Raw genomic sequence first — 19,364 nt, 5'->3', positions numbered from 1 at the left:
CTTTAAAAAATAAACAAAATGAGTAACAACAAAAAGAGTGATCGGATCCTCAATCTTCCGGCCGGTTATTTTGGGATGGTACTGGGCATCATAGGTATGGGGTTTGCGTGGCGATATGCCAGCCAGATATGGTCGGTCGGCCACTGGGTCGGCGATGGTCTGGTGATCCTCGCGATGATTATTTGGGGTCTGTTGACGCTGGCATTTCTTACCCGCCTGGTGCGATTCCCGCACAGTGTGCTGGCAGAAATTCGCCATCCGGTGATGAGCAGCTTTGTCAGTCTTTTCCCTGCCACAACGATGCTGGTCGCAATTGGCTTTGTCCCCTGGTATCGTCCATTAGCCGTGGGATTGTTCAGTATCGGCGTGGTGATTCAGTTATTGTACGCAGCCTGGCAAACGGCAGGGCTTTGGAGAGGTTCGCATCCAGAGGAAGCAACAACGCCGGGGTTATATTTACCGACCGTGGCCAATAACTTTATCAGCGCCATGGCCTGCGGTGCGTTGGGTTTCAACGATGCCGGATTGGTATTTTTGGGGGCAGGCGTCTTCTCATGGTTAAGCCTTGAACCTGTTATCCTGCAACGTCTACGCAGTTCAGGCGAACTACCTGCTGTATTACGCACTTCACTGGGTATTCAACTGGCGCCTGCACTGGTCGCCTGTAGTGCCTGGCTCAGCGTCAATGGCGGTGAAGGCGATACGTTGGCCAAAATGTTATTTGGCTATGGCCTGCTGCAGCTTCTTTTCATGTTACGCCTGATGCCGTGGTATTTGTCCCAGCCATTTAATGCCTCTTTCTGGAGTTTCTCGTTCGGCGTGTCAGCGCTGGCGACGACGGGGCTGCATTTAGGGCACAGCAGTGAGTCTGGTTTTTTTCATACTCTGGCGATCCCTCTGTTTATTTTTACCAATTTTATCATTGCACTATTACTGGTACGTACGTTTGTATTGCTGATGCAGGGAAAACTGCTCATCCGCACGGAGCGTGCTGCATTACTGAAATCTGAGGATAAATAATGACCCTTTGCGACGAAAACTACTTTACGGAAAAATATGATTTAACCCGCACGCATTCCGATGTTGTCGAAGCGGCAAAAATTGTTGCGCCAGGCAAAACGTTAGATCTGGGCTGCGGCAATGGTCGCAACAGCCTCTACCTGGCGGCAAACGGCTACGACGTTACCGCATGGGATAAAAATCCCATGAGTATTGCTAATCTGGAGCGCATCAAGGCTGCTGAAGGGTTGAACAATCTGCAAGCGAAGGTTGTGGATCTTAATGCGCTGAGCTTTGACGGCGAATACGACTTTATTCTTTCTACCGTTGTGATGATGTTCCTGGAAGCGAAAACAATCCCAGGGCTTATCGAAAATATGCAGCGTTGTACTAAACCTGGCGGATATAACCTGATCGTCGCAGCAATGGACACTGATGATTTCCCTTGCACCGTCGGTTTCCCGTTTGCGTTTAAAGAAGGTGAATTACGCCGTTATTACAATGGTTGGGATCTGCTGAAATATAACGAAGATGTGGGTGAACTTCACCGCACAGATGAAAACGGCAATCGCATTAAACTGCGCTTTGCGACAATGCTGGCGCGTAAGACGGCCTGACCCTCCTGGTAAGATAACTCTCTCTGCGGGCGGCATTTTTTTATCGTGCTGACCGCAGAAATAAAAATGTGTGACGCTTACCATTTTTAGTACATCCAAAATGAATCCGTTTTGCTATCCTTTTTTATGCATCATTGCGAAAACTAAAGGGATCGTTTCATGCGTACTCAAACTTTATTTAAAGTTGCAGTGCTTACCGGTTTGTTGGCGTTATCTGGCTGTGCGTCAAAAGTGACGCAGCCGGATAAATACTCTGGGTTTTTAAAAGATTATTCTGGCCTGAAGGAAACTAAATCAGCAACCGGACAACCGGTGCTCCGTTGGGTTGACCCAAACTTCAATGAATCCAAATACGACAATATCGTTTATAACCCGATAACGTATTATCCGATTCCTAAGCCGACCACACAGGTAGGTCAGCAGGTTCTTGATAAGTTGCTGACCTATACCAACACTCAAATGAAGACCGCTATTGCTAAACGTAAACCTCTGGTTACGACTCCAGGTCCGCGTAGCCTGATTTTCCGTGGGGCGATCACAGGTGTAGCAACCAGCAAAGAAGGGCTGCAATTCTATGAAGTGGTCCCGGTTGCGCTGGTCGTAGCAGGTACTCAAATGGTAACAGGGCACCGCACAATGGATACTCACCTCTATTTCGAGGGTGAGTTGATCGATGCGGCGACCAATAAACCAGTGATTAGAGTTGTACGTCAGGGTGAAGGTAAAGACCTGAACAACGAAAGCACGCCGATGGCGTTCGAAACGTTGAAAAAAGTTGTTGATGACATGGCGACAGACGCCTCAATGTTTGACGTGAACAGCAACAAAAAATAATGATGAACGCACCATCTGCAACAAGCAGATGGTGCCTTTTTCTATGCCGTACGGCGACGGTAAAATAACTTACCAACCAGAGCCTCAGGTCGTGCAAACATCACCAGATTCCCCAGTAAAATCAGCACTAACCCGGCAATCGCATTGAGCTGCCAGACATACCCCTCATACAATGTAGACAGCGTGAGCGCCACCAATGGGAAAAGCAATGTGCTGTATGCTGCCTTACTGGGACCAATGCGTCCGACCAGCGTGAAATAGGCGCCGAAGGCAATCACTGAACCAAAAATCGCCAGATACAACAGTGCGCTGAGATAGCTGAAAGTCCACTGCGGCGTGAAGTTATCGCCACGCACCACAGCAATCGCCGCAATCAATAATGTGCCATACAGCATTGCCCAACTGTTGGTGGTCAGGATCTCGAGCCCTTTTTTCTGATGGCGCATGCTGATCATATTGCCCAGTGAGAAACCAAAGGTCCCCAGAGCACTTAAGCCAATTCCCAACAACAGTGAATGATTAAACCCGCTGTTGACCAAATCTTGCCAGAACAGCGTGACGATACCCGTTAACCCCAGAGCGGCTGCAATATAGAAGCGTACCGGCGGTTTTTGACCAAAAAATACGAAGCTATTTATCGCATTGAACAGCACTGCCATGGAGAAAATAACCGATTCCAGCCCTGTATTGATCCAGGCAGCAGCGGTGTAAAAACACCAGAAGTTGAAGCAAAACACGCATCCTCCCTGCAACAGACAAAACAGATGATCGCGACCGGAAAGCTTGCGTAGTCTGCCACTCATCAGCAGGAGCAATATCATCACTACGCTGGCGACGGCAAAACGCCAGAAGATGGAGACGGGCGCAGGAACCGGACCTTGCTGCAGGTAAATTGCAATCCATGTGGTTCCCCATATCACCACGACCAGACAGTACAACAGTGCGTTCATACGACTCCCTCTCTCTTTTTTTATTCAGAAATACACTGTGTCATGACATCAGTCAGGGGGCTTTCATCTGTTTGCGCGGGACTTGCATAATCTTGCGCTTTTTTTGCCGCAAGCGTGAAAAGGAGGCTGTTAACGACATATAGCTGAGATAGACTGAAAAGCCTGCTAACTTCTTTTGAATGTGATGGTATGTCTCAGCCCTACGATGCCTTTGAAAACTTACGCAAACATAATGCCGTGTTGCATGAATCGGTTGCGTTACATTCAGGGATCCAACTGGCGGCCTGGTCGAACAAACGCGACACCATCACACAATATTGCGATCACCATACGCTCAGTTTGTATGTCGCCGATGGCTACGAGAGCTATCACAAGACGGCGGGGGGCTGGAAGAACGGTGGCGGCCCGGACCGTTTCTGTCTGATGCCGAAAGAGAGCGAGTCGAGTTGGGACATCCGTGATGCCCTGTCGTTTGTTCATCTCTACTGTACGGACGCACATTTACGTGAAGTGGGTGAGAAAGTCTGGGACAAAAGTCCATATAGTTTCACACTGGATGAGCATACATTTGGTAGCGACCCCGGGATCACCGCAGTTTACCGCCAGTTTTTGCTCGGAAATGACTGGCAGCAACCCGCCAATCATCTCACGCTCAGCGCTGCATCCTCGCTTTTATTAACGCACCTGATCCAGCATTACAGCAATGTACAATGGCGGGCACCGGCGGTCACGGGAGGTCTTGCCCCCGTCACATTGCGAAACGTACTGGCCTATATTGAGGCACATCTTGCTTACCCGATAACCCTGAGCGATCTGGCAGGCGAAGCGGCGTTAAGTGATTTTCACTTTGCCAGAATGTTTCGTCAGTCAATGAACATGGCACCGCACCAGTACGTTATGCAGCGTCGAATGACGCTGGCGCAACAACTGGTCTGCTATTCTTCACGCAGTTTGTCGGATATTGCGATGGCATGTGGATTCAGTTCGGCAAGCCATTTCAGTAACCGGTTTAAACAGGTGACGGGTAAGACGCCATCGCAGTTACGCGCGGCGCGCTAATTTCAGCACCGCATAGCACAACCCGCCGGCTACTAATCCCCAGAATGCAGAGCCAATCCCCAATAGCGTTAACCCACTGGCGGTAACCAGAAAAGTGACGATGGCGGCATCCCGTTCCGTTTCATTATGTAATGCCTGGTACAGACTGCCGCCAATGGTCCCCAACAGCGCCAGACCAGCCAGCATCTGGATCCAGCTAACGGGCAGGGCTGTCATTAAGCCACTGACTGAACCGCCAAATATCCCCGCCAGCAAATAGAATACGCCAGCAGCGGCAGCGGCTAACCAGCGTCGCTGTGCGTCAGGGTGTGCTTCGGGACTTTGGCAAATCGCAGCGGTGATGGCGGCTATACAAATGGAATAGACACCAAAAGGGGAAAACAACAGTGCCAGCAGGCCGGTGAAAACAATCAGCGGTGAAACAGGCAATGGGTAGCCGGAAGCCTTCATGGTGGCGATACCAGGAGCATTTTGCGATGCCATCGTCACCAGAAATAGCGGTATCGCAACGCTGATGCTGTAGGCAAAGGAAAAATGAGGAGCAATAAACTCAGGTACTACCGGCGACAGGCTTACACTATTTGTGACAATGTCACCTTTAATCAGAGCAATGACGATACCCACCAGCATCGCGGCGATAACCGCATAACGTGGGGCCAGGACTTTTAAGACCAGCCACGCCAGCAGCATACTGCCGCACAGAACCCATTCACTATTGAGACTGGCGAATGCCTGCAATCCAAAACGTAGCAGGATCCCGGCCAGCATAGCCGACGCCAGAGAGTGTGGGATAATTTTCATCAGACGGGCGAACAGCCCGGTTACGCCGCACAGCACAATTAGCGCATTAGCGACAATAAAAACGCCGATCGCGTCCTGAATTGTTAAGCCTTGCAGACCGGTGACCAGCAGTGCCGCGCCTGGTGTTGACCAGGCAGTCAATACCGGAGCGCGATACCATAGTGTCAGTACCAGCGTGCTAACGCCCATCGCGAGCCCAAGGGCAGTCATCCAGCCCGCGATTTGCGCGCTTGTCGCACCCGCAGACATTGCCGCTTGCCAGATAATAGCCGCCGAGCTGGCGTAGCCGACCAGAACGGCAACGAAACCGGATAAGACGGTGGGTAAAGGTATTGAAAGCGCGCGCATAAAGACTCCGTGTGCGTTATAACGGTCAGTCACTGTATCACTGTGCGTTATAGCGTACAAGTGGTAAGCTATTGTTTTGCAGAAGGGGATTAAGGGAGGAATAAATGGACAATTTAACTCAATATCTGGCCACTACGCTCAGAACATTGCGCCACCAGCGAGAATGGAGCCTTTCTCGCCTGGCCGAGGAGACAGGCGTTTCAAAGGCAATGCTGGGGCAGATTGAACGTAATGAATCCAGCCCCACGGTGGCGACATTGTGGAAAATCGCGACTGGGCTGAACGTCCCATTTTCAACCTTTATTTCACCGCCAGAATCCGACGGCACGACCACATTCGATCCCGAACAACAGGCAATGGTGGTGACACCGCTTTTCCCGTGGGATCCACAACTTTGCTTTGACCATTTTTCGATCCTATTGGCTCCGGGGGCGCTGAGTGAATCTACCCCACATGAGACTGGCGTCATTGAGCATGTCGTAGTGATTAATGGCCTGCTCGATATGTACATTGAGGGGGCATGGCGAACATTAAAAGCCGGTGAGGGGGTGCGTTTTGCCGGAGATACTGCGCACAGTTATCGTAACAGCAGTGAACAGACGGTTCACTTTCATTCACTCATCCATTACCCGCGCAGTTAATCGGGAAAACTATTCCGAAACGTTGCGCTTCTGACTACAATAGCCGCCATTTTGCCGCTATTGGATGGTAACAACTGTATGCGTCAGCAACCTCATCGCCTTGAACTGTTAAGCCCGGCCCGTGATACCGCGATTGCGCGCGAAGCCATTTTACACGGCGCAGATGCCGTATACATTGGCGGTCCCGGTTTTGGGGCGCGTCATAATGCCAGCAACAGCCTGAAAGATATCGCTGAACTGGTGCCTTTTGCCCATCGTTATGGGGCGAAAATTTTTGTGACGCTGAATACGATCCTGCATGATGATGAGCTGGAACCCGCGCAGCGGTTAATTACCGATCTGTATCAAACCGGCGTTGACGCGTTAATTGTGCAGGATATGGGGATACTGGAACTGGATATTCCCCCTATTGAACTGCATGCCAGTACCCAGTGCGATATCCGTAGTGTAGAGAAGGCGAAATTTCTCTCTGACGTCGGATTCACCCAGATTGTACTGGCGCGGGAATTAAGCCTTGAACAAATTAGCGCTATTCATCAGTCCACAGACGCTACCATTGAGTTTTTTATTCATGGTGCGCTGTGCGTGGCGTATTCCGGTCAGTGCTATATCCCCCATGCCCAGACTGGCCGCAGTGCTAACCGTGGGGATTGCTCTCAGGCCTGTCGCTTGCCATATACCCTGAAAGACGATCAGGGCCGCGTGGTGTCATATGAAAAACATCTGTTGTCGATGAAAGATAACGATCAAACCGCCAATCTCGGCGCGTTGATTGATGCGGGTGTGCGGTCCTTCAAAATTGAAGGTCGCTACAAAGATATGAGCTATGTGAAAAACATTACAGCACATTATCGGCAGATGCTGGATGCGATAATCGAAGAGCGGGGCGATCTGGCCCGGGCTTCTGCGGGGCGAACTGAGCATTTCTTTACTCCCTCCACGGAAAAAACTTTCCACCGTGGCAGCACCGATTATTTTGTTAACGCCCGGAAAGGGGATATCGGTGCTTTCGACTCACCGAAATTTATAGGTCTGCCCGTCGGAGAAGTGCTGAAAGTTGCGAAAGACCATCTTGATGTTGAGGTGACGGAACCGCTGGCGAACGGCGATGGCCTGAACGTGTTAATTAAACGTGATGTGGTAGGGTTTCGGGCTAATACGGTGGAAAAAACGGGACACAACCGTTATCGGGTCTGGCCGAATGACATGCCTGCCGATCTGCACAAAGTTCGCCCGCACCATCCGCTGAACCGCAATCTCGATCATAACTGGCAACAAGCGTTAACCAAGACGTCCAGCGAACGCCGGGTGGCGGTAGATATTGAGCTGGGCGGCTGGCAGGAGCAGTTGATCCTGACGCTCACCAGTGAAGAGGGCGTGAGTATTACCCATACGTTGGACGGCCTGTTTGAAGAGGCTAACAATGCGGAAAAAGCGTTGAGTAACTTGCAGGATGGCCTGGCAAAACTGGGGCAAACGCTCTATTACGCCCGCGATATTCAGGTCAATTTGCCGGGGGCGCTGTTCGTACCGAACGGGCAACTCAATCAGTTCCGGCGCGAAGCTGTAGATATGCTGGATGCCGCTCGTCTGGCCAGTTATCAGCGTGGCTGCCGTAAACCTGTTTCCGAACCGGCACCGGTGTATCCACAAACGCATCTGAGTTTTCTGGCGAACGTTTATAACCATAAAGCGCGTGAGTTTTATCACCGTTATGGTGTCCAGTTGATTGATGCCGCTTATGAGGCACATGAAGAAAAAGGTGACGTCCCGGTAATGATCACCAAGCACTGCCTGCGTTTTGCCTTCAATCTGTGCCCGAAACAGGCAAAAGGAAATATCAAAAGCTGGAAAGCGACCCCAATGCAACTGGTCAATGGTGATGAAGTGCTGACGCTAAAATTTGATTGCCGACCGTGCGAAATGCACGTTATCGGCAAGATTAAGCATCACATTCTGAAAATGCCGTTGCCGGGTAGCGTTGTAGCTTCTGTCAGCCCGGAAGATCTGATGAAAACGCTGCCAAAGCGTAAAGGCTAAGCATTAACTTAAATGTGTATCGGGCTTGCGTGATTTTAGCCAGTGATGATGCTCACGTAGATCGGCGGCGGACTCTTCCGCCGTCACACGTAACTCATCGCTGTCGGCTGAGTGGCGTAATAAATGATCGGCATCCTGTACCTGAAGATATTCATGTCCCTGATTAGTAGCGAAAAGCTGGCCGGAGAAAAGCGCGCTGGCCAGCAATAACACCGTTAACCCTTTCTTAAACATCATGCAGCCTCTGGTACGTAATAAACAGAAATGGCGATAATTTCGCCTGGTGACTATTTCAATATTTATTCGTACCAAAGGCAACATCTGTTTCGCAAACTCGGCAATTATTACTGAGTTGTTTAATAATCGTTTGAATTTTGAGTTTCCGGGAAGTGCGAGCACAACCCGGCTTGAATCGCAGTGTCCTAGGACTTAAAACCTGCCGCCGTCATCAACAGACGGAAGAACATGCCAACGCCAGCGAGCGCCAGCACACTTCCTCCCCAGAGGATCACCAGCCACATCAGGCGTTTCCAGATCGATTGCTGCATCAATGATACCCCTCACCATGTTGAACTTTGCCGCGAAAAACGTAATAGCTCCAGAAGGTGTAAACGAGGATTATGGGGATAATCAGCAGTGCACCAACTAACATGAAGCCCTGACTCTGCGCTGGTGCCGCAGCCTGCCAGAGGGTAATTGACGGTGGAATAATATGCGGCCAGATACTGATCCCCAACCCGCTGAAACCCAGAAAAATCAAGCCGAGTGTCAGCACAAAAGGCACTGCATGGCAGCTTTGCTGGCCCAATGTGCGCCAGATCCACAGACTGATAAGCGCAACCAGTACCGGTACTGGCATCAGGAACCACAGATTCGGCAGGCTAAACCAGCGCTCGTAAATGGCGCTGTGTGCCAGTGGCGTCCAGAGGCTGATAATGGCAATCACGACCAGCAGTGTGAGCAGCAGTTTTTTTGCCACGTTGCGCATTTTATCCTGCAACGGGTTTTCGCTTTTCATAACCAACCATGTTGCTCCGAGCAGAGCATATGCGACAACCAGCCCGACTCCGCAAAACAGCGTGAAAGGTGTCAGCCAGTCGAATGCTCCACCGCTGTAGCTGCGTCCGGTGACTGAAAAACCGTTGAGAACAGCACCAACAACAACGCCCTGGGTGAAGGTCGCGAGGATTGAGCCGCACAGAAAGGCTTTATCCCAGAATGGTCGGTGAGCCGGTGTAGCCTTGAAACGGAATTCAAAGGCGACGCCACGAAAAATCAACCCTATGAGCATCAGCGTTAACGGAATGGTCAGCGCATCGACAATCACGGCATAGGCCAGCGGAAAAGCGCCGAACAAGCCTGCGCCACCGAGTACCAGCCAGGTTTCATTCCCGTCCCATACCGGTGCCACGCTGTTGACCATCACGTCCCGATCGTCGGCATCCTGAATGGCGGGGAATAAAATGCCGATCCCGAGATCAAAACCGTCCATCACGATATACATCAGCGTGGCGAACACGATGATAACAAACCAAATAACTGATAAATCAATACCCATTAGCGGAGCACCTCAGGTTGCGAATCGAGGACCGCAGCTGAAAGCGGCCGTGCAGGAGTGCCTGATGGCGGGATGGTCGGCGGATCTTCCTGAGGCCCTTTGCGGATCAGGCGGATCATATAGCTGTAACCCACACCGAAGACCGAGCTGTAAACCACAAAGAAGGCCAGCAAACTGATGCTCATATGCAGATCGCCATGCGCGGAAACCGCATCCGCTGTACGTTGTAGCCCATAAACTACCCACGGCTGACGTCCCACTTCGGTGGTGACCCAACCTGCAAGAATTGCAATCAGACCTGAAGGTCCCATCCACAGCGCGAATCTCAGGAAGGGACGCGAAGTGTATAAACGCTGTCTGTAGCGTAGCCAGAGCGCGAATGCGCCCAGCAGGATCATCAGCATGCCTAAGCCTGCCATAATACGAAACGACCAGAACACCATGGTGGAGTTAGGGCGATCTTCTTTCGGAAACTCTTTTAACGCCGGAACCTGTTTGTCCAGACTATGCGTAAGGATCAGGCTTCCCAGTGCCGGGATAGCCAACCCGTAACGGGTACGTTCCTGCTCCATGTCAGGCCATCCGAACAGCAGCAGTGGAGTCGGTTCGCCTGGCGGGTTTTCCCAGTGTCCTTCAATGGCTGCAATTTTCGCGGGCTGATGCTTAAGGGTATTCAGTCCGTGCATGTCACCAATCAGCGCCTGGAGTGGGGCGACGATCAATGTCATCCACAGCGCCATGGAGAACATGGCCCGAATAGCCGGGGTGTTATTACCGCGTAATAAATGCCAGGCAGCTGACGCGGCGACAAACAGGGCGCTGCTGAGGAATGCTGCGACGGACATATGTAGCAGTCGATAAGGGAATGAAGGATTGAAAATGACGGCAAACCAGTCCACTGGCACTACCTGTCCATTGACAATTTCGTAGCCCTGCGGCGTTTGCATCCAGCTGTTTGATGCCAGGATCCAGAAGGTAGAGATAATGGTCCCCAGCGCGACCATACAGGTGGCAAAGAAGTGCAGGCCGGGTCCCACTCTGTTCCAGCCAAACAGCATGACACCAAGGAAACCCGCTTCCAGGAAGAATGCGGTTAACACTTCGTAGGTCAGTAATGGCCCGGTGATACTGCCAGCGAACTCAGAAAAGCCGCTCCAGTTGGTACCAAACTGGTAAGCCATGACCAGACCCGATACGACACCCATGCCAAAGTTAACGGCAAATATTTTAGACCAGAAATGATACAGCGACCGCCAGGTCGGATTTTTCGTCTTCAGCCAAAGACCTTCGAGTACCGCCAGATAGCTGGCAAGTCCGATAGTTATAGCCGGAAAGATAATGTGAAAGGACACCGTAAACGCGAACTGGATCCTCGCCAGGTGAAACGCGTCAAGACCGAACATGCTTAACTCCGCAGGAAAAATTGATTTAGCGCAATTCTAAGCCTGGGGAACAGCGGGGGGCAGAAACAGAACTGTTCTTTTTAACCATAACAGTTATAAAAAATAAGTTGATTATGTAAACTGATATACATCGTGGTTATCACCGACACCGGATATCAGGACGAAAAATGAAAAAGTATCAGCGGCTGGCGGAACAAATTCGCGATCAAATTGCGTCTGGCGTATGGCAGCCAGGCGATCGCCTGCCATCCTTGCGTGAGCAAGTGGTAAGCAGCGGAATGAGTTTTATGACCGTCGGACACGCTTACCAGCTACTGGAAAGCCAGGGACGGATCATTGCCCGACCGCAGTCGGGTTACTATGTTGCTGCACGTCCCGAGCGTGAGGTTTCAATACCGCAAGTGCAGGTCATGCGTGATGAAGCCGTGGATATCAATACCTATATTTTTGACATGTTGCAGGCCAGTAGGGATGCATCTGTTATGCCATTTGCTTCCGCATTCCCCGATCCCCGCTTATTTCCCTTGCAGCAGCTTAACCGTTCGCTGGCGCAGGTAAGCAAAACAGCCACAGCCATGAGCGTTATCGAAAACCTGCCACCAGGTAATGCTGAACTGCGTCACGCTATCGCACGGCGTTATGCTCAGCAGGGGATCACTATTTCGCCCGATGAGATTGTGATTACCGCAGGTGCGCTTGAAGCCCTCAACCTGAGTTTGCAGGCGGTGACTGAACCGGGTGATTGGGTTATTGTCGAAAACCCCTGTTTTTACGGTGCGTTGCAGGCCCTGGAACGACTGCGTCTGAAGGCGCTTTCTGTGGCCACTGATGTAAAGGAAGGCATCGACCTTGTTGCATTGGAACTGGCATTACAGGAGTATCCGGTAAAAGCCTGCTGGTTGATGACCAACAGTCAAAACCCGCTTGGCTTTACGCTCAGCGCACAGAAAAAAGCCAGTCTGATTGCATTGCTGGAAAAATATAACGTCATGCTGATTGAAGATGACGTTTATAGCGAGCTTTACTTTGGCCGTGAAAAACCGTTGCCCGCAAAGGCCTGGGATCACGGCGACAGAGTGCTGCATTGTTCTTCGTTTTCGAAATGCCTGGTGCCAGGATTTCGTGTTGGCTGGGTTGCCGCAGGAAAACATGCCCGCCGCATTCAGCGACTCCAGTTGATGAGTACCTTATCAACCAGTTCTCCAATGCAGCTTGCACTGGTGGATTACCTGTCCACGCGGCGTTATGACGCGCATCTGCGTCGGTTACGCCGTCAACTGGCAGAACGCAAACAGCAGGCCTGGCAAACGCTGCTTCGTCATCTTCCGGCGGAAGTCAAAATTCACCATAACGACAGCGGCTATTTTCTGTGGCTGGAACTGCCCGAGCCACTCGATGCGGGGGAACTCAGTACTCAGGCGCTGGCCCACCATATTAGTATTGCGCCAGGTAAAATGTTCTCAACATCGGGGACCTGGACACGTTTCTTTCGCTTCAATACCGCATGGAACTGGGGAGAGCGCGAGGAGCAGGCAGTGAAATTGCTCGGGAAATTAATTCGCGAGATGATGAAATAATACCGAACGCGCTATTCAATATAAAAGAATAGTGCGTTCTTATTTTCGAAATAACGAATACCAGGCCACAAAGTTATTTATATCGGTTGCCACCATACAAAATATCAATAGTTATTGGTATTACCCCCTGCGCATCTAACTCCTTGTCTATACTCCAGAAGATTTAGTCATCCTGCCAGAGCCCGCGGCGTAATGAGCGTTAGCTCACAACCTGATTAAATTTCCTTGCGCCAGCAGGAACGCTTACGACACCCCGACTATTTTTAGGAAAGGACATATATTTACGGCAAGGCTGCCGCTCAATATTTTTCGACAGGAGTAAGATGTTATGAGCAAGCAATTTGCCCTCAGTAGTCTGTGTGCCCTCAGTATGACGCTGATGACAGCCCATGCAGCCGAACCCCCCACATCATTAGATAAACCGGAAGGCCGCCTGGATATTATTGCCTGGCCGGGTTATATCGAACGTGGACAAACCGATAAACAATATGACTGGGTCTCACAGTTTGAGAAGGACACCGGTTGTGCGGTCAATGTGAAAACAGCGGCCACTTCAGACGAAATGGTCAGCCTGATGGCAAAAGGCGGTTATGACCTGGTAACGGCTTCAGGTGATGCTTCACTGCGTTTGATTATGGGGAAACGCGTTCAACCTATTAACACAGCGCTTATCCCTAACTGGAAAACTATCGATCCGCGCGTCGTAAAAGGTGAGTGGTTTAACGTTGGTGGGAAAGTCTATGGCACGCCATATCAGTGGGGGCCAAACCTGCTGATGTACAACACCAAAACCTTCCCGACACCGCCGGATAGCTGGAACGTGGTGTTTGTGGAACAAAACCTTCCTGACGGGAAAAGCAATAAAGGGCGCGTACAGGCTTACGACGGTCCAATTTATATTGCAGATGCCGCGCTGTTCGTTAAAGCCACTCAGCCACAACTGGGCATCAGCGACCCGTATCAACTCACTGAAAAACAGTATCAGGCGGTCATTAAGGTTCTGAGCGATCAGCATGCATTGATCCACCGCTACTGGCATGACACCACCGTGCAAATGAGTGATTTCAAAAACGAAGGTGTCGTGGCTTCCAGCGCCTGGCCGTATCAGGCTAACGCCCTGAAAGGTGAAGGCCAGCCGATCGCGACCGTATTTCCAAAAGAGGGCGTTACCGGCTGGGCTGACACCACTATGCTGCACAGCGAAGCGAAACACCCGGTTTGTGCGTACAAATGGATGAACTGGTCGTTAACGCCGAAAGTACAGGGCGATGTTGCCGCCTGGTTTGGTTCTCTGCCTGTTGTGCCGGAAGGATGTAAAGCCAGCCCACTTCTGGGTGAAAAAGGCTGTGAAACCAATGGGTATAGCTTTTTCGACAAAATCGCTTTCTGGAAAACGCCCATCGCAGAAGGTGGGAAATTTGTTCCGTACAGTCGCTGGACGCAGGATTACATAGCCATTATGGGCGGTCGCTAATTCCGCTGGGGGTTTTATGACGTACGCAGTGGAATTTGACAATGTCTCACGACTTTACGGGGATGTTCGTGCAGTCGATGGGGTCAGTATTGCGATTAATGATGGTGAATTTTTTTCTATGCTGGGGCCATCCGGCTCCGGCAAAACCACCTGTCTGCGTCTGATAGCTGGCTTCGAACAGCTCTCTGGCGGCGCAATTAAAATTTTTGGTAAACAGGCCAGCGATTTGCCGCCCTGGGAACGGGATGTCAATACCGTTTTCCAGGACTATGCGTTGTTCCCGCACATGTCGATCCTCGACAACGTGGCCTACGGGCTGATGGTCAAAGGTATTGATAAAAAACAGCGCCATGCTCAGGCCCGTGAGGCGCTGGAAAAGGTGGCGCTCGGCTTCGTTTATGAACGTAAACCGTCACAGCTTTCCGGTGGGCAGCGTCAGCGTGTGGCCATCGCCCGTGCGCTGGTTAATGAACCGCGCGTTCTGCTACTGGATGAGCCGCTCGGCGCGCTGGATCTCAAGTTGCGTGAACAGATGCAACTGGAACTGAAAAAACTACAGCAGTCTCTTGGTATTACCTTCATTTTTGTCACGCACGATCAGGGAGAAGCGCTGTCGATGTCCGATCGTGTAGCGGTGTTTAATAACGGTCGTATTGAGCAGGTGGATTCGCCGCGTGAACTCTATATGCGCCCACGCACACCTTTTGTGGCGAGTTTCGTGGGGACATCAAATGTCTTCGATGCGGCGATGTCGGCGAATGTTTGTGGGCTGCAGGGCATGTATTCACTGCGCCCGGAACACATTCGATTAAATGATTCCGGCGGCGAGGTTCAGGCTCGGGGGATTATCCAGGCGGTGCAGTATCAGGGGGCAGCGACACGGTTTGAGCTAAAACTCGCTGGCGGTGAAAAATTACTGGTCAGTCAGGCAAACCTGACAGGGGAAACGCTGCCAGCAACGCTGTCACCGGGCCAACAGGTGATGGCATCGTGGTCGCGTGACGTGATGGTACCGCTGGTTGAGGAGAGGTGAATGGCTATGAATGTCTTACATTCACCTGTGCAGTCGACAAACCTGAGCAGGATAACGGGTTTTTTCTGGCGTAATCCGGGCTTTGGGTTGTTTTTGCTGCTGCTCGGACCGTTGATGTGGTTCGGAATCGTCTACTTTGGCTCATTACTGACGCTATTGTGGCAGGGTTTTTATACCTTCGACGATTTTACCATGTCAGTTACGCCAGATCTGACGCTGGCCAATCTACAGGCGCTGTTTAATCCGGCAAATTACGACATCATTTTGCGAACGCTGACGATGGCAGTAGCTGTCACTATTGCCAGCGCTATTCTGGCGTTTCCGATGGCGTGGTATATGGCGCGTTACACCAGCGGCAAGATGAAGGCCTTTTTTTACATCGCGGTGATGCTGCCAATGTGGGCTAGTTATATCGTCAAAGCCTATGCGTGGACGCTGCTGCTGGCAAAAGATGGTGTGGCGCAGTGGTTTTTAACTCATCTTGGGCTGGAGCCAGTGCTGACGGCTTTTCTGACGTTGCCAGCTATCGGGGGTAACACACTGTCGACGTCGGGATTAGGGCGTTTTCTGGTTTTTGTCTATATCTGGCTTCCGTTTATGATTTTGCCGGTACAGGCTGCGCTGGAGCGGTTACCGCCATCGTTACTTCAGGCTTCGGCTGATCTGGGGGCTCGTCCGCGCCAAACCTTCCGTTATGTGGTGCTTCCGCTGGCGATTCCGGGTATTGCGGCCGGCTCGATCTTTACCTTCTCGCTGACGCTGGGGGACTTTATTGTTCCTCAACTGGTGGGACCACCGGGGTACTTCATCGGCAACATGGTCTATTCGCAACAAGGGGCTATCGGCAATATGCCAATGGCGGCGGCATTCACCCTGGTGCCGATTGTCTTAATTGCACTGTATCTGGCGTTCGTGAAGCGTCTGGGAGCTTTTGATGCACTCTGAACGCGCACCTTTTTTACTCAAACTGGCTGCATGGGGAGGCGTGATTTTTCTGCACTTTCCCATCCTCATTATTGCCACCTATGCTTTTAATACCGAGGAGGCTGCTTTTAGTTTTCCACCCCAGGGGTTAACGCTTCGTTGGTTTAGCGTTGCGGCGCAGCGCAGCGACATCCTTGAATCAGTGACGTTGTCACTTAAAATTGCTGCGCTGTCGACAGCTATTGCCCTGATCCTGGGAACGTTAGCAGCGGCTGCACTGTGGCGCAGGGACTTTTTTGGCAAGAGCGCAATATCGCTGTTGTTGCTTTTGCCGATTGCATTGCCGGGCATTATTACTGGCCTGGCGCTGCTGAGTGCGTTTAAAACCATCAATCTGGAACCGGGGTTCCTGACGATCGTTGTGGGACATGCGACGTTTTGTGTGGTGGTGGTTTTTAACAACGTCGTGGCGCGCTTTCGCCGCACTTCATGGAGTCTGGTTGAAGCATCGATGGATCTGGGTGCCAACGGCTGGCAGACCTTCCGCTATGTCGTATTGCCGAATTTAGCGTCGGCACTGTTGGCGGGTGGCATGCTGGCGTTTGCTTTGTCGTTTGATGAAATCATCGTGACAACGTTCACCGCCGGACATGAAAGAACGCTTCCTTTATGGCTGCTTAATCAATTGGGACGTCCACGCGATGTTCCTGTCACCAACGTTGTGGCATTGCTGGTCATGCTGGTTACAACACTGCCAATTTTAGGGGCCTGGTGGCTAACGCGTGAAGGCGAAACTCTCGCCGGAAACGGTAAATAAACGACAATATGGGAAATTGCTATGCAACATTTATTACTGATTAACGGTGAGCTGGTCGGCGGTGAAGGTGAAAAGCAGCCAGTTTACAACCCTGCGACCGGAGAGCTTATCCTGGAAATTGCGGAGGCGTCGGCTGCGCAGGTTGATGCCGCCGTTCGCGCTGCGGACCATGCGTTTACGGCATGGGGACAAACCACGCCGAAAGTGCGATCGGAGCTCCTGCTTAAACTGGCGGATACCATCGCAAACAATGCCCGAACATTTGCTGAGCTGGAGTCTCTCAACTGCGGCAAGCCGTTGCACTGTGTGCTCAATGATGAAATTCCAGCCATCGTGGATGTTTTCCGCTTTTTTGCCGGGGCTGCTCGTACCTTGCACGGGTCGGCTGCCGGGGAGTATCTGGAAGGGCATACGTCAATGATCCGCCGAGATCCGCTCGGGGTGGTGGCATCTATTGCCCCATGGAACTATCCGCTGATGATGGCTGCATGGAAACTGGCACCGGCGCTGGCGGCAGGTAACTGCGTGGTAATCAAACCTTCAGAAATTACGCCACTTACGGCGCTGAAACTGGCGGAATACGCGAAAGATATCTTCCCGGCAGGTGTCATTAACGTCCTGTTCGGCAGAGGCGCAACGGTGGGCGATCCGCTGACCGGACATGAAAAAGTGCGTATGGTTTCGTTGACGGGCTCCATTGTGACCGGGGAGCACATCATTCAACATACCGCGCCTACGATTAAGCGCACGCATATGGAACTGGGTGGAAAAGCGCCAGTCATTATTTTTGATGATGCCGATCTGGATGCGGTCGTTAATGGTGTGCGAACGTTTGGTTATTACAACGCCGGACAGGATTGCACTGCGGCTTGCCGCATCTATGCACAAAAGGGGATTTATGATGCGCTGGTTGAAAAACTGGGCGCGGCTGTCGCCAGCCTGAAAACCGGGGCGCCGGATGATGAATCAACAGAACTGGGGCCATTAAGTTCAAAAGCACACCTTGAGCGCGTGGCAAAAGCAGTAGAAGAGGCCAAAGCACTTGGCCACATCAAAGTCATCACTGGCGGTAAAAAAGTGGAGGGAGGTGGCTATTATTTTGCTCCGACGCTGCTGGCAGGGGCGAAGCAGGAAGATGCCATCGTTCAACGGGAAGTCTTTGGCCCGGTGGTTAGCGTGACCGTCTTTGATGACGAAGAACAGGTGCTGGCGTGGGCAAACGATTCGAAGTACGGGCTGGCGTCGTCTGTCTGGACGCGGGACGTTGGTCGCGCACATCGGGTAAGTGCTCGTCTGCAGTATGGCTGTACCTGGGTCAATACCCACTTCACGCTGGTGAGTGAAATGCCGCATGGCGGACAAAAACAGTCAGGTTATGGCAAAGATATGTCGGTTTACGGGCTGGAGGATTACACGGTTGTTCGGCATGTGATGATCAAACACGAGTAAAATCTTCAGTCGCGAACAGTGAAAGAGGCACGGATAGCTAAATATTGGCAAACGTGTCTCTATACTATGCGCGCCACTGGCCTCGTCGCCATTGGACGGCGGTAAGTTGGAATTATCCGCGAGGTCAGACTAATTTCGCATTAAACGGGACCTTGTTCCCGAACCACAAATTCCCCCCATAAATGCATTACTGAACAGCATACACACATTGCCAGGTTTTATTATTTAATGCCGCAGAAGGATTAGGGATATTACGCATTAAGGATAATTTACCGGATGGCTGTGGAGTGGGAAGATCACATACTAATGGCAGAGAGAACGCCATCTCTCTGCCAGCAGGCGCTGCAATTAATCAACACGAATCACATCACGCAAACCAGCCGAACCTTACGGATATCAGGCTGAAAAGTCCTACAGCAGCAAATATATTTATCAGCACAACAGTTTTACTGGAAACATTCATTTTTGCCACCTTTCGATTTAACCCCTATGGGTATAGTACGGGTTAAGACGAACCGCAATAGTACCCATTCTGAACATTGTGGTAACAGGGTGTTTTTCAGGCGTTTTTCTGAAAAAAATGAATAAAACTTGATGTGAGTCATGAAAAAGAGCATATTGCGCGCGATTTTCCCCTCTGGCCTGGATGCCCCAAATGTCTTTGTACCAAAAAATGCTGGTTTTTTATGCGGTGATGGCCGCAGTCGCGGCTATCATCACCTGGTTTCTATCCCGCGATAAAAAGCGTATTCGCTTTCTGAGTGCGGTGTTAGTTGGGGCGACATGGCCGATGAGTTTTCCCGTCGCACTCCTGTTTTCTCTTTTTTGATGGCGGCGTTA

At 51.3% G+C, this 19,364-nt stretch carries 20 protein-coding genes; 13 read left to right on the top strand and 7 right to left on the bottom strand.

The window, feature by feature from the left end; genetic code table 11:
- The first annotated feature begins 18 nt into the window (after nt 1-18).
- From tehA to LG384_RS11915, 3 genes are all read left to right on the top strand, one after another.
- Nucleotides 19-1,020, top strand: a complete 1,002-nt coding sequence (gene tehA, locus LG384_RS11925; protein WP_225760947.1) for a dicarboxylate transporter/tellurite-resistance protein TehA — start codon at nt 19-21, stop codon at nt 1,018-1,020.
- Nucleotides 1,020-1,616 carry a tellurite resistance methyltransferase TehB gene (gene tehB, locus LG384_RS11920; RefSeq protein WP_045443345.1) on the top strand — a complete coding sequence of 199 codons (597 nt, stop codon included), beginning with the start codon at nt 1,020-1,022 and terminating at the stop codon, nt 1,614-1,616. The genes tehA and tehB overlap by 1 nt, the downstream gene beginning before the upstream one ends.
- A 159-nt stretch (nt 1,617-1,775) precedes the next feature.
- Nucleotides 1,776-2,450 (top strand): DUF3313 domain-containing protein, encoded by a 675-nt coding sequence (locus LG384_RS11915; protein ID WP_045443332.1) that lies wholly within the window; start codon nt 1,776-1,778, stop codon nt 2,448-2,450.
- A gap of 41 nt (nt 2,451-2,491) precedes the next feature.
- Here LG384_RS11915 and LG384_RS11910 read toward each other — a convergent pair whose 3' ends face one another.
- Entirely contained in the window at nt 2,492-3,400 is a 909-nt protein-coding gene (locus LG384_RS11910) for a DMT family transporter (protein WP_045443329.1), read from the bottom strand.
- Nucleotides 3,401-3,589: 189 nt separating this feature from the next.
- Between LG384_RS11910 and LG384_RS11905 the strand changes: the two genes are divergently transcribed.
- A complete protein-coding gene (locus LG384_RS11905) occupies nt 3,590-4,459 on the top strand; it encodes a helix-turn-helix domain-containing protein (protein ID WP_045443327.1) in 870 nt (289 codons plus the stop codon).
- Here LG384_RS11905 and LG384_RS11900 read toward each other — a convergent pair.
- Complete coding sequence (locus tag LG384_RS11900) at nt 4,442-5,608, bottom strand: benzoate/H(+) symporter BenE family transporter (protein WP_225760946.1); 1,167 nt, start codon at nt 5,606-5,608, stop codon at nt 4,442-4,444. The two genes, LG384_RS11905 and LG384_RS11900, sit on opposite strands and share 18 nt — an antisense overlap.
- A gap of 104 nt (nt 5,609-5,712) precedes the next feature.
- Here LG384_RS11900 and LG384_RS11895 point away from each other — a divergent pair, with 104 nt between their 5' ends.
- Both LG384_RS11895 and rlhA read left to right on the top strand, forming a co-directional pair.
- Nucleotides 5,713-6,249: a helix-turn-helix domain-containing protein gene (locus LG384_RS11895; RefSeq protein WP_045443321.1), complete on the top strand. Its 537-nt coding sequence runs from the start codon at nt 5,713-5,715 to the stop codon at nt 6,247-6,249.
- Nucleotides 6,250-6,327: 78 nt separating this feature from the next.
- Complete coding sequence (gene rlhA / locus LG384_RS11890) at nt 6,328-8,289, top strand: 23S rRNA 5-hydroxycytidine C2501 synthase (RefSeq protein WP_225760945.1); 1,962 nt, start codon at nt 6,328-6,330, stop codon at nt 8,287-8,289.
- A 3-nt stretch (nt 8,290-8,292) separates the two neighbouring features.
- On the opposite strand, the gene LG384_RS11885 is transcribed toward rlhA, so the two are convergent.
- From LG384_RS11885 to LG384_RS11870, 4 genes are all read right to left on the bottom strand, one after another.
- On the bottom strand, nt 8,293-8,523 hold the full coding sequence (locus LG384_RS11885) for a DUF2554 family protein (RefSeq protein ID WP_200042270.1): 231 nt from the start codon (nt 8,521-8,523) through the stop codon (nt 8,293-8,295).
- Between the two features lie 188 nt (nt 8,524-8,711).
- Nucleotides 8,712-8,837, bottom strand: a complete 126-nt coding sequence (locus LG384_RS11880; RefSeq protein ID WP_071828945.1) for a DUF2474 domain-containing protein — start codon at nt 8,835-8,837, stop codon at nt 8,712-8,714.
- Nucleotides 8,837-9,847 carry a cytochrome d ubiquinol oxidase subunit II gene (gene cydB, locus LG384_RS11875; protein ID WP_200010861.1) on the bottom strand — a complete coding sequence of 337 codons (1,011 nt, stop codon included), beginning with the start codon at nt 9,845-9,847 and terminating at the stop codon, nt 8,837-8,839. The genes LG384_RS11880 and cydB overlap by 1 nt, the downstream gene beginning before the upstream one ends.
- Nucleotides 9,847-11,250, bottom strand: a complete 1,404-nt coding sequence (locus tag LG384_RS11870) for a cytochrome ubiquinol oxidase subunit I (RefSeq protein WP_045443300.1) — start codon at nt 11,248-11,250, stop codon at nt 9,847-9,849. The genes cydB and LG384_RS11870 overlap by 1 nt, the downstream gene beginning before the upstream one ends.
- Before the next feature lie 167 nt (nt 11,251-11,417).
- Between LG384_RS11870 and LG384_RS11865 the strand changes: the two genes are divergently transcribed.
- From LG384_RS11865 to patD, 6 genes are all read left to right on the top strand, one after another.
- The gene (locus tag LG384_RS11865; RefSeq protein WP_045443122.1) at nt 11,418-12,827 is read left to right on the top strand and encodes a PLP-dependent aminotransferase family protein; all 1,410 of its coding nucleotides are present in this window, start codon (nt 11,418-11,420) and stop codon (nt 12,825-12,827) included.
- Nucleotides 12,828-13,155: 328 nt separating this feature from the next.
- A complete protein-coding gene (gene ydcS, locus LG384_RS11860) occupies nt 13,156-14,301 on the top strand; it encodes a putative ABC transporter substrate-binding protein YdcS (RefSeq protein WP_045443119.1) in 1,146 nt (381 codons plus the stop codon).
- Between the two features lie 16 nt (nt 14,302-14,317).
- Nucleotides 14,318-15,334: an ABC transporter ATP-binding protein gene (locus LG384_RS11855; protein ID WP_045443116.1), complete on the top strand. Its 1,017-nt coding sequence runs from the start codon at nt 14,318-14,320 to the stop codon at nt 15,332-15,334.
- Nucleotides 15,335-16,279, top strand: coding sequence for an ABC transporter permease (locus tag LG384_RS11850; RefSeq protein ID WP_045443113.1), 945 nt, complete (start codon nt 15,335-15,337; stop codon nt 16,277-16,279).
- Nucleotides 16,269-17,075 carry an ABC transporter permease gene (locus LG384_RS11845; RefSeq protein ID WP_045443109.1) on the top strand — a complete coding sequence of 269 codons (807 nt, stop codon included), beginning with the start codon at nt 16,269-16,271 and terminating at the stop codon, nt 17,073-17,075. The genes LG384_RS11850 and LG384_RS11845 overlap by 11 nt, the downstream gene beginning before the upstream one ends.
- 21 nt (nt 17,076-17,096) lie before the next feature.
- Complete coding sequence (patD, locus tag LG384_RS11840; RefSeq protein ID WP_225760944.1) at nt 17,097-18,524, top strand: aminobutyraldehyde dehydrogenase; 1,428 nt, start codon at nt 17,097-17,099, stop codon at nt 18,522-18,524.
- A gap of 367 nt (nt 18,525-18,891) precedes the next feature.
- Here the strand turns inward: patD and yncL are convergent, their stop codons facing one another.
- Complete coding sequence (gene yncL, locus LG384_RS11835) at nt 18,892-18,987, bottom strand: stress response membrane protein YncL (protein WP_071828932.1); 96 nt, start codon at nt 18,985-18,987, stop codon at nt 18,892-18,894.
- A gap of 192 nt (nt 18,988-19,179) precedes the next feature.
- On the opposite strand from yncL, the gene LG384_RS11830 reads away from it, so the two are divergent.
- Entirely contained in the window at nt 19,180-19,353 is a 174-nt protein-coding gene (locus LG384_RS11830; RefSeq protein ID WP_136345510.1) for a GhoT/OrtT family toxin, read from the top strand.
- The last annotated feature ends 11 nt before the right edge of the window (nt 19,354-19,364 follow it).

The organism is Citrobacter sp. Marseille-Q3906, assembly GCF_916618775.1.
Lineage (GTDB): Bacteria > Pseudomonadota > Gammaproteobacteria > Enterobacterales > Enterobacteriaceae > Citrobacter > Citrobacter murliniae.
The sequence above is the reverse complement of the archived record's forward strand: the minus strand, read 5'-3'. Positions and strand labels throughout refer to the sequence as shown.

Excerpts from the sequence above, each read along its gene's own strand:
- tehA (WP_225760947.1), top strand. The coding sequence starts at position 19 with ATGAGTAACAACAAAAAGAGTGATCGGATCCTCAATCTTCCGGCCGGT.
- tehB (WP_045443345.1), top strand. The coding sequence starts at position 1,020 with ATGACCCTTTGCGACGAAAACTACTTTACGGAAAAATATGATTTAACC.
- LG384_RS11915 (WP_045443332.1), top strand. The coding sequence starts at position 1,776 with ATGCGTACTCAAACTTTATTTAAAGTTGCAGTGCTTACCGGTTTGTTG.
- LG384_RS11910 (WP_045443329.1), bottom strand. The coding sequence starts at position 3,400 with ATGAACGCACTGTTGTACTGTCTGGTCGTGGTGATATGGGGAACCACA.
- LG384_RS11905 (WP_045443327.1), top strand. The coding sequence starts at position 3,590 with ATGTCTCAGCCCTACGATGCCTTTGAAAACTTACGCAAACATAATGCC.
- LG384_RS11900 (WP_225760946.1), bottom strand. The coding sequence starts at position 5,608 with ATGCGCGCGCTTTCAATACCTTTACCCACCGTCTTATCCGGTTTCGTT.
- LG384_RS11895 (WP_045443321.1), top strand. The coding sequence starts at position 5,713 with ATGGACAATTTAACTCAATATCTGGCCACTACGCTCAGAACATTGCGC.
- rlhA (WP_225760945.1), top strand. The coding sequence starts at position 6,328 with ATGCGTCAGCAACCTCATCGCCTTGAACTGTTAAGCCCGGCCCGTGAT.
- LG384_RS11885 (WP_200042270.1), bottom strand. The coding sequence starts at position 8,523 with ATGTTTAAGAAAGGGTTAACGGTGTTATTGCTGGCCAGCGCGCTTTTC.
- LG384_RS11880 (WP_071828945.1), bottom strand. The coding sequence starts at position 8,837 with ATGCAGCAATCGATCTGGAAACGCCTGATGTGGCTGGTGATCCTCTGG.
- cydB (WP_200010861.1), bottom strand. The coding sequence starts at position 9,847 with ATGGGTATTGATTTATCAGTTATTTGGTTTGTTATCATCGTGTTCGCC.
- LG384_RS11870 (WP_045443300.1), bottom strand. The coding sequence starts at position 11,250 with ATGTTCGGTCTTGACGCGTTTCACCTGGCGAGGATCCAGTTCGCGTTT.
- LG384_RS11865 (WP_045443122.1), top strand. The coding sequence starts at position 11,418 with ATGAAAAAGTATCAGCGGCTGGCGGAACAAATTCGCGATCAAATTGCG.
- ydcS (WP_045443119.1), top strand. The coding sequence starts at position 13,156 with ATGAGCAAGCAATTTGCCCTCAGTAGTCTGTGTGCCCTCAGTATGACG.
- LG384_RS11855 (WP_045443116.1), top strand. The coding sequence starts at position 14,318 with ATGACGTACGCAGTGGAATTTGACAATGTCTCACGACTTTACGGGGAT.
- LG384_RS11850 (WP_045443113.1), top strand. The coding sequence starts at position 15,335 with ATGGCTATGAATGTCTTACATTCACCTGTGCAGTCGACAAACCTGAGC.
- LG384_RS11845 (WP_045443109.1), top strand. The coding sequence starts at position 16,269 with ATGCACTCTGAACGCGCACCTTTTTTACTCAAACTGGCTGCATGGGGA.
- patD (WP_225760944.1), top strand. The coding sequence starts at position 17,097 with ATGCAACATTTATTACTGATTAACGGTGAGCTGGTCGGCGGTGAAGGT.
- yncL (WP_071828932.1), bottom strand. The coding sequence starts at position 18,987 with ATGAATGTTTCCAGTAAAACTGTTGTGCTGATAAATATATTTGCTGCT.
- LG384_RS11830 (WP_136345510.1), top strand. The coding sequence starts at position 19,180 with ATGTCTTTGTACCAAAAAATGCTGGTTTTTTATGCGGTGATGGCCGCA.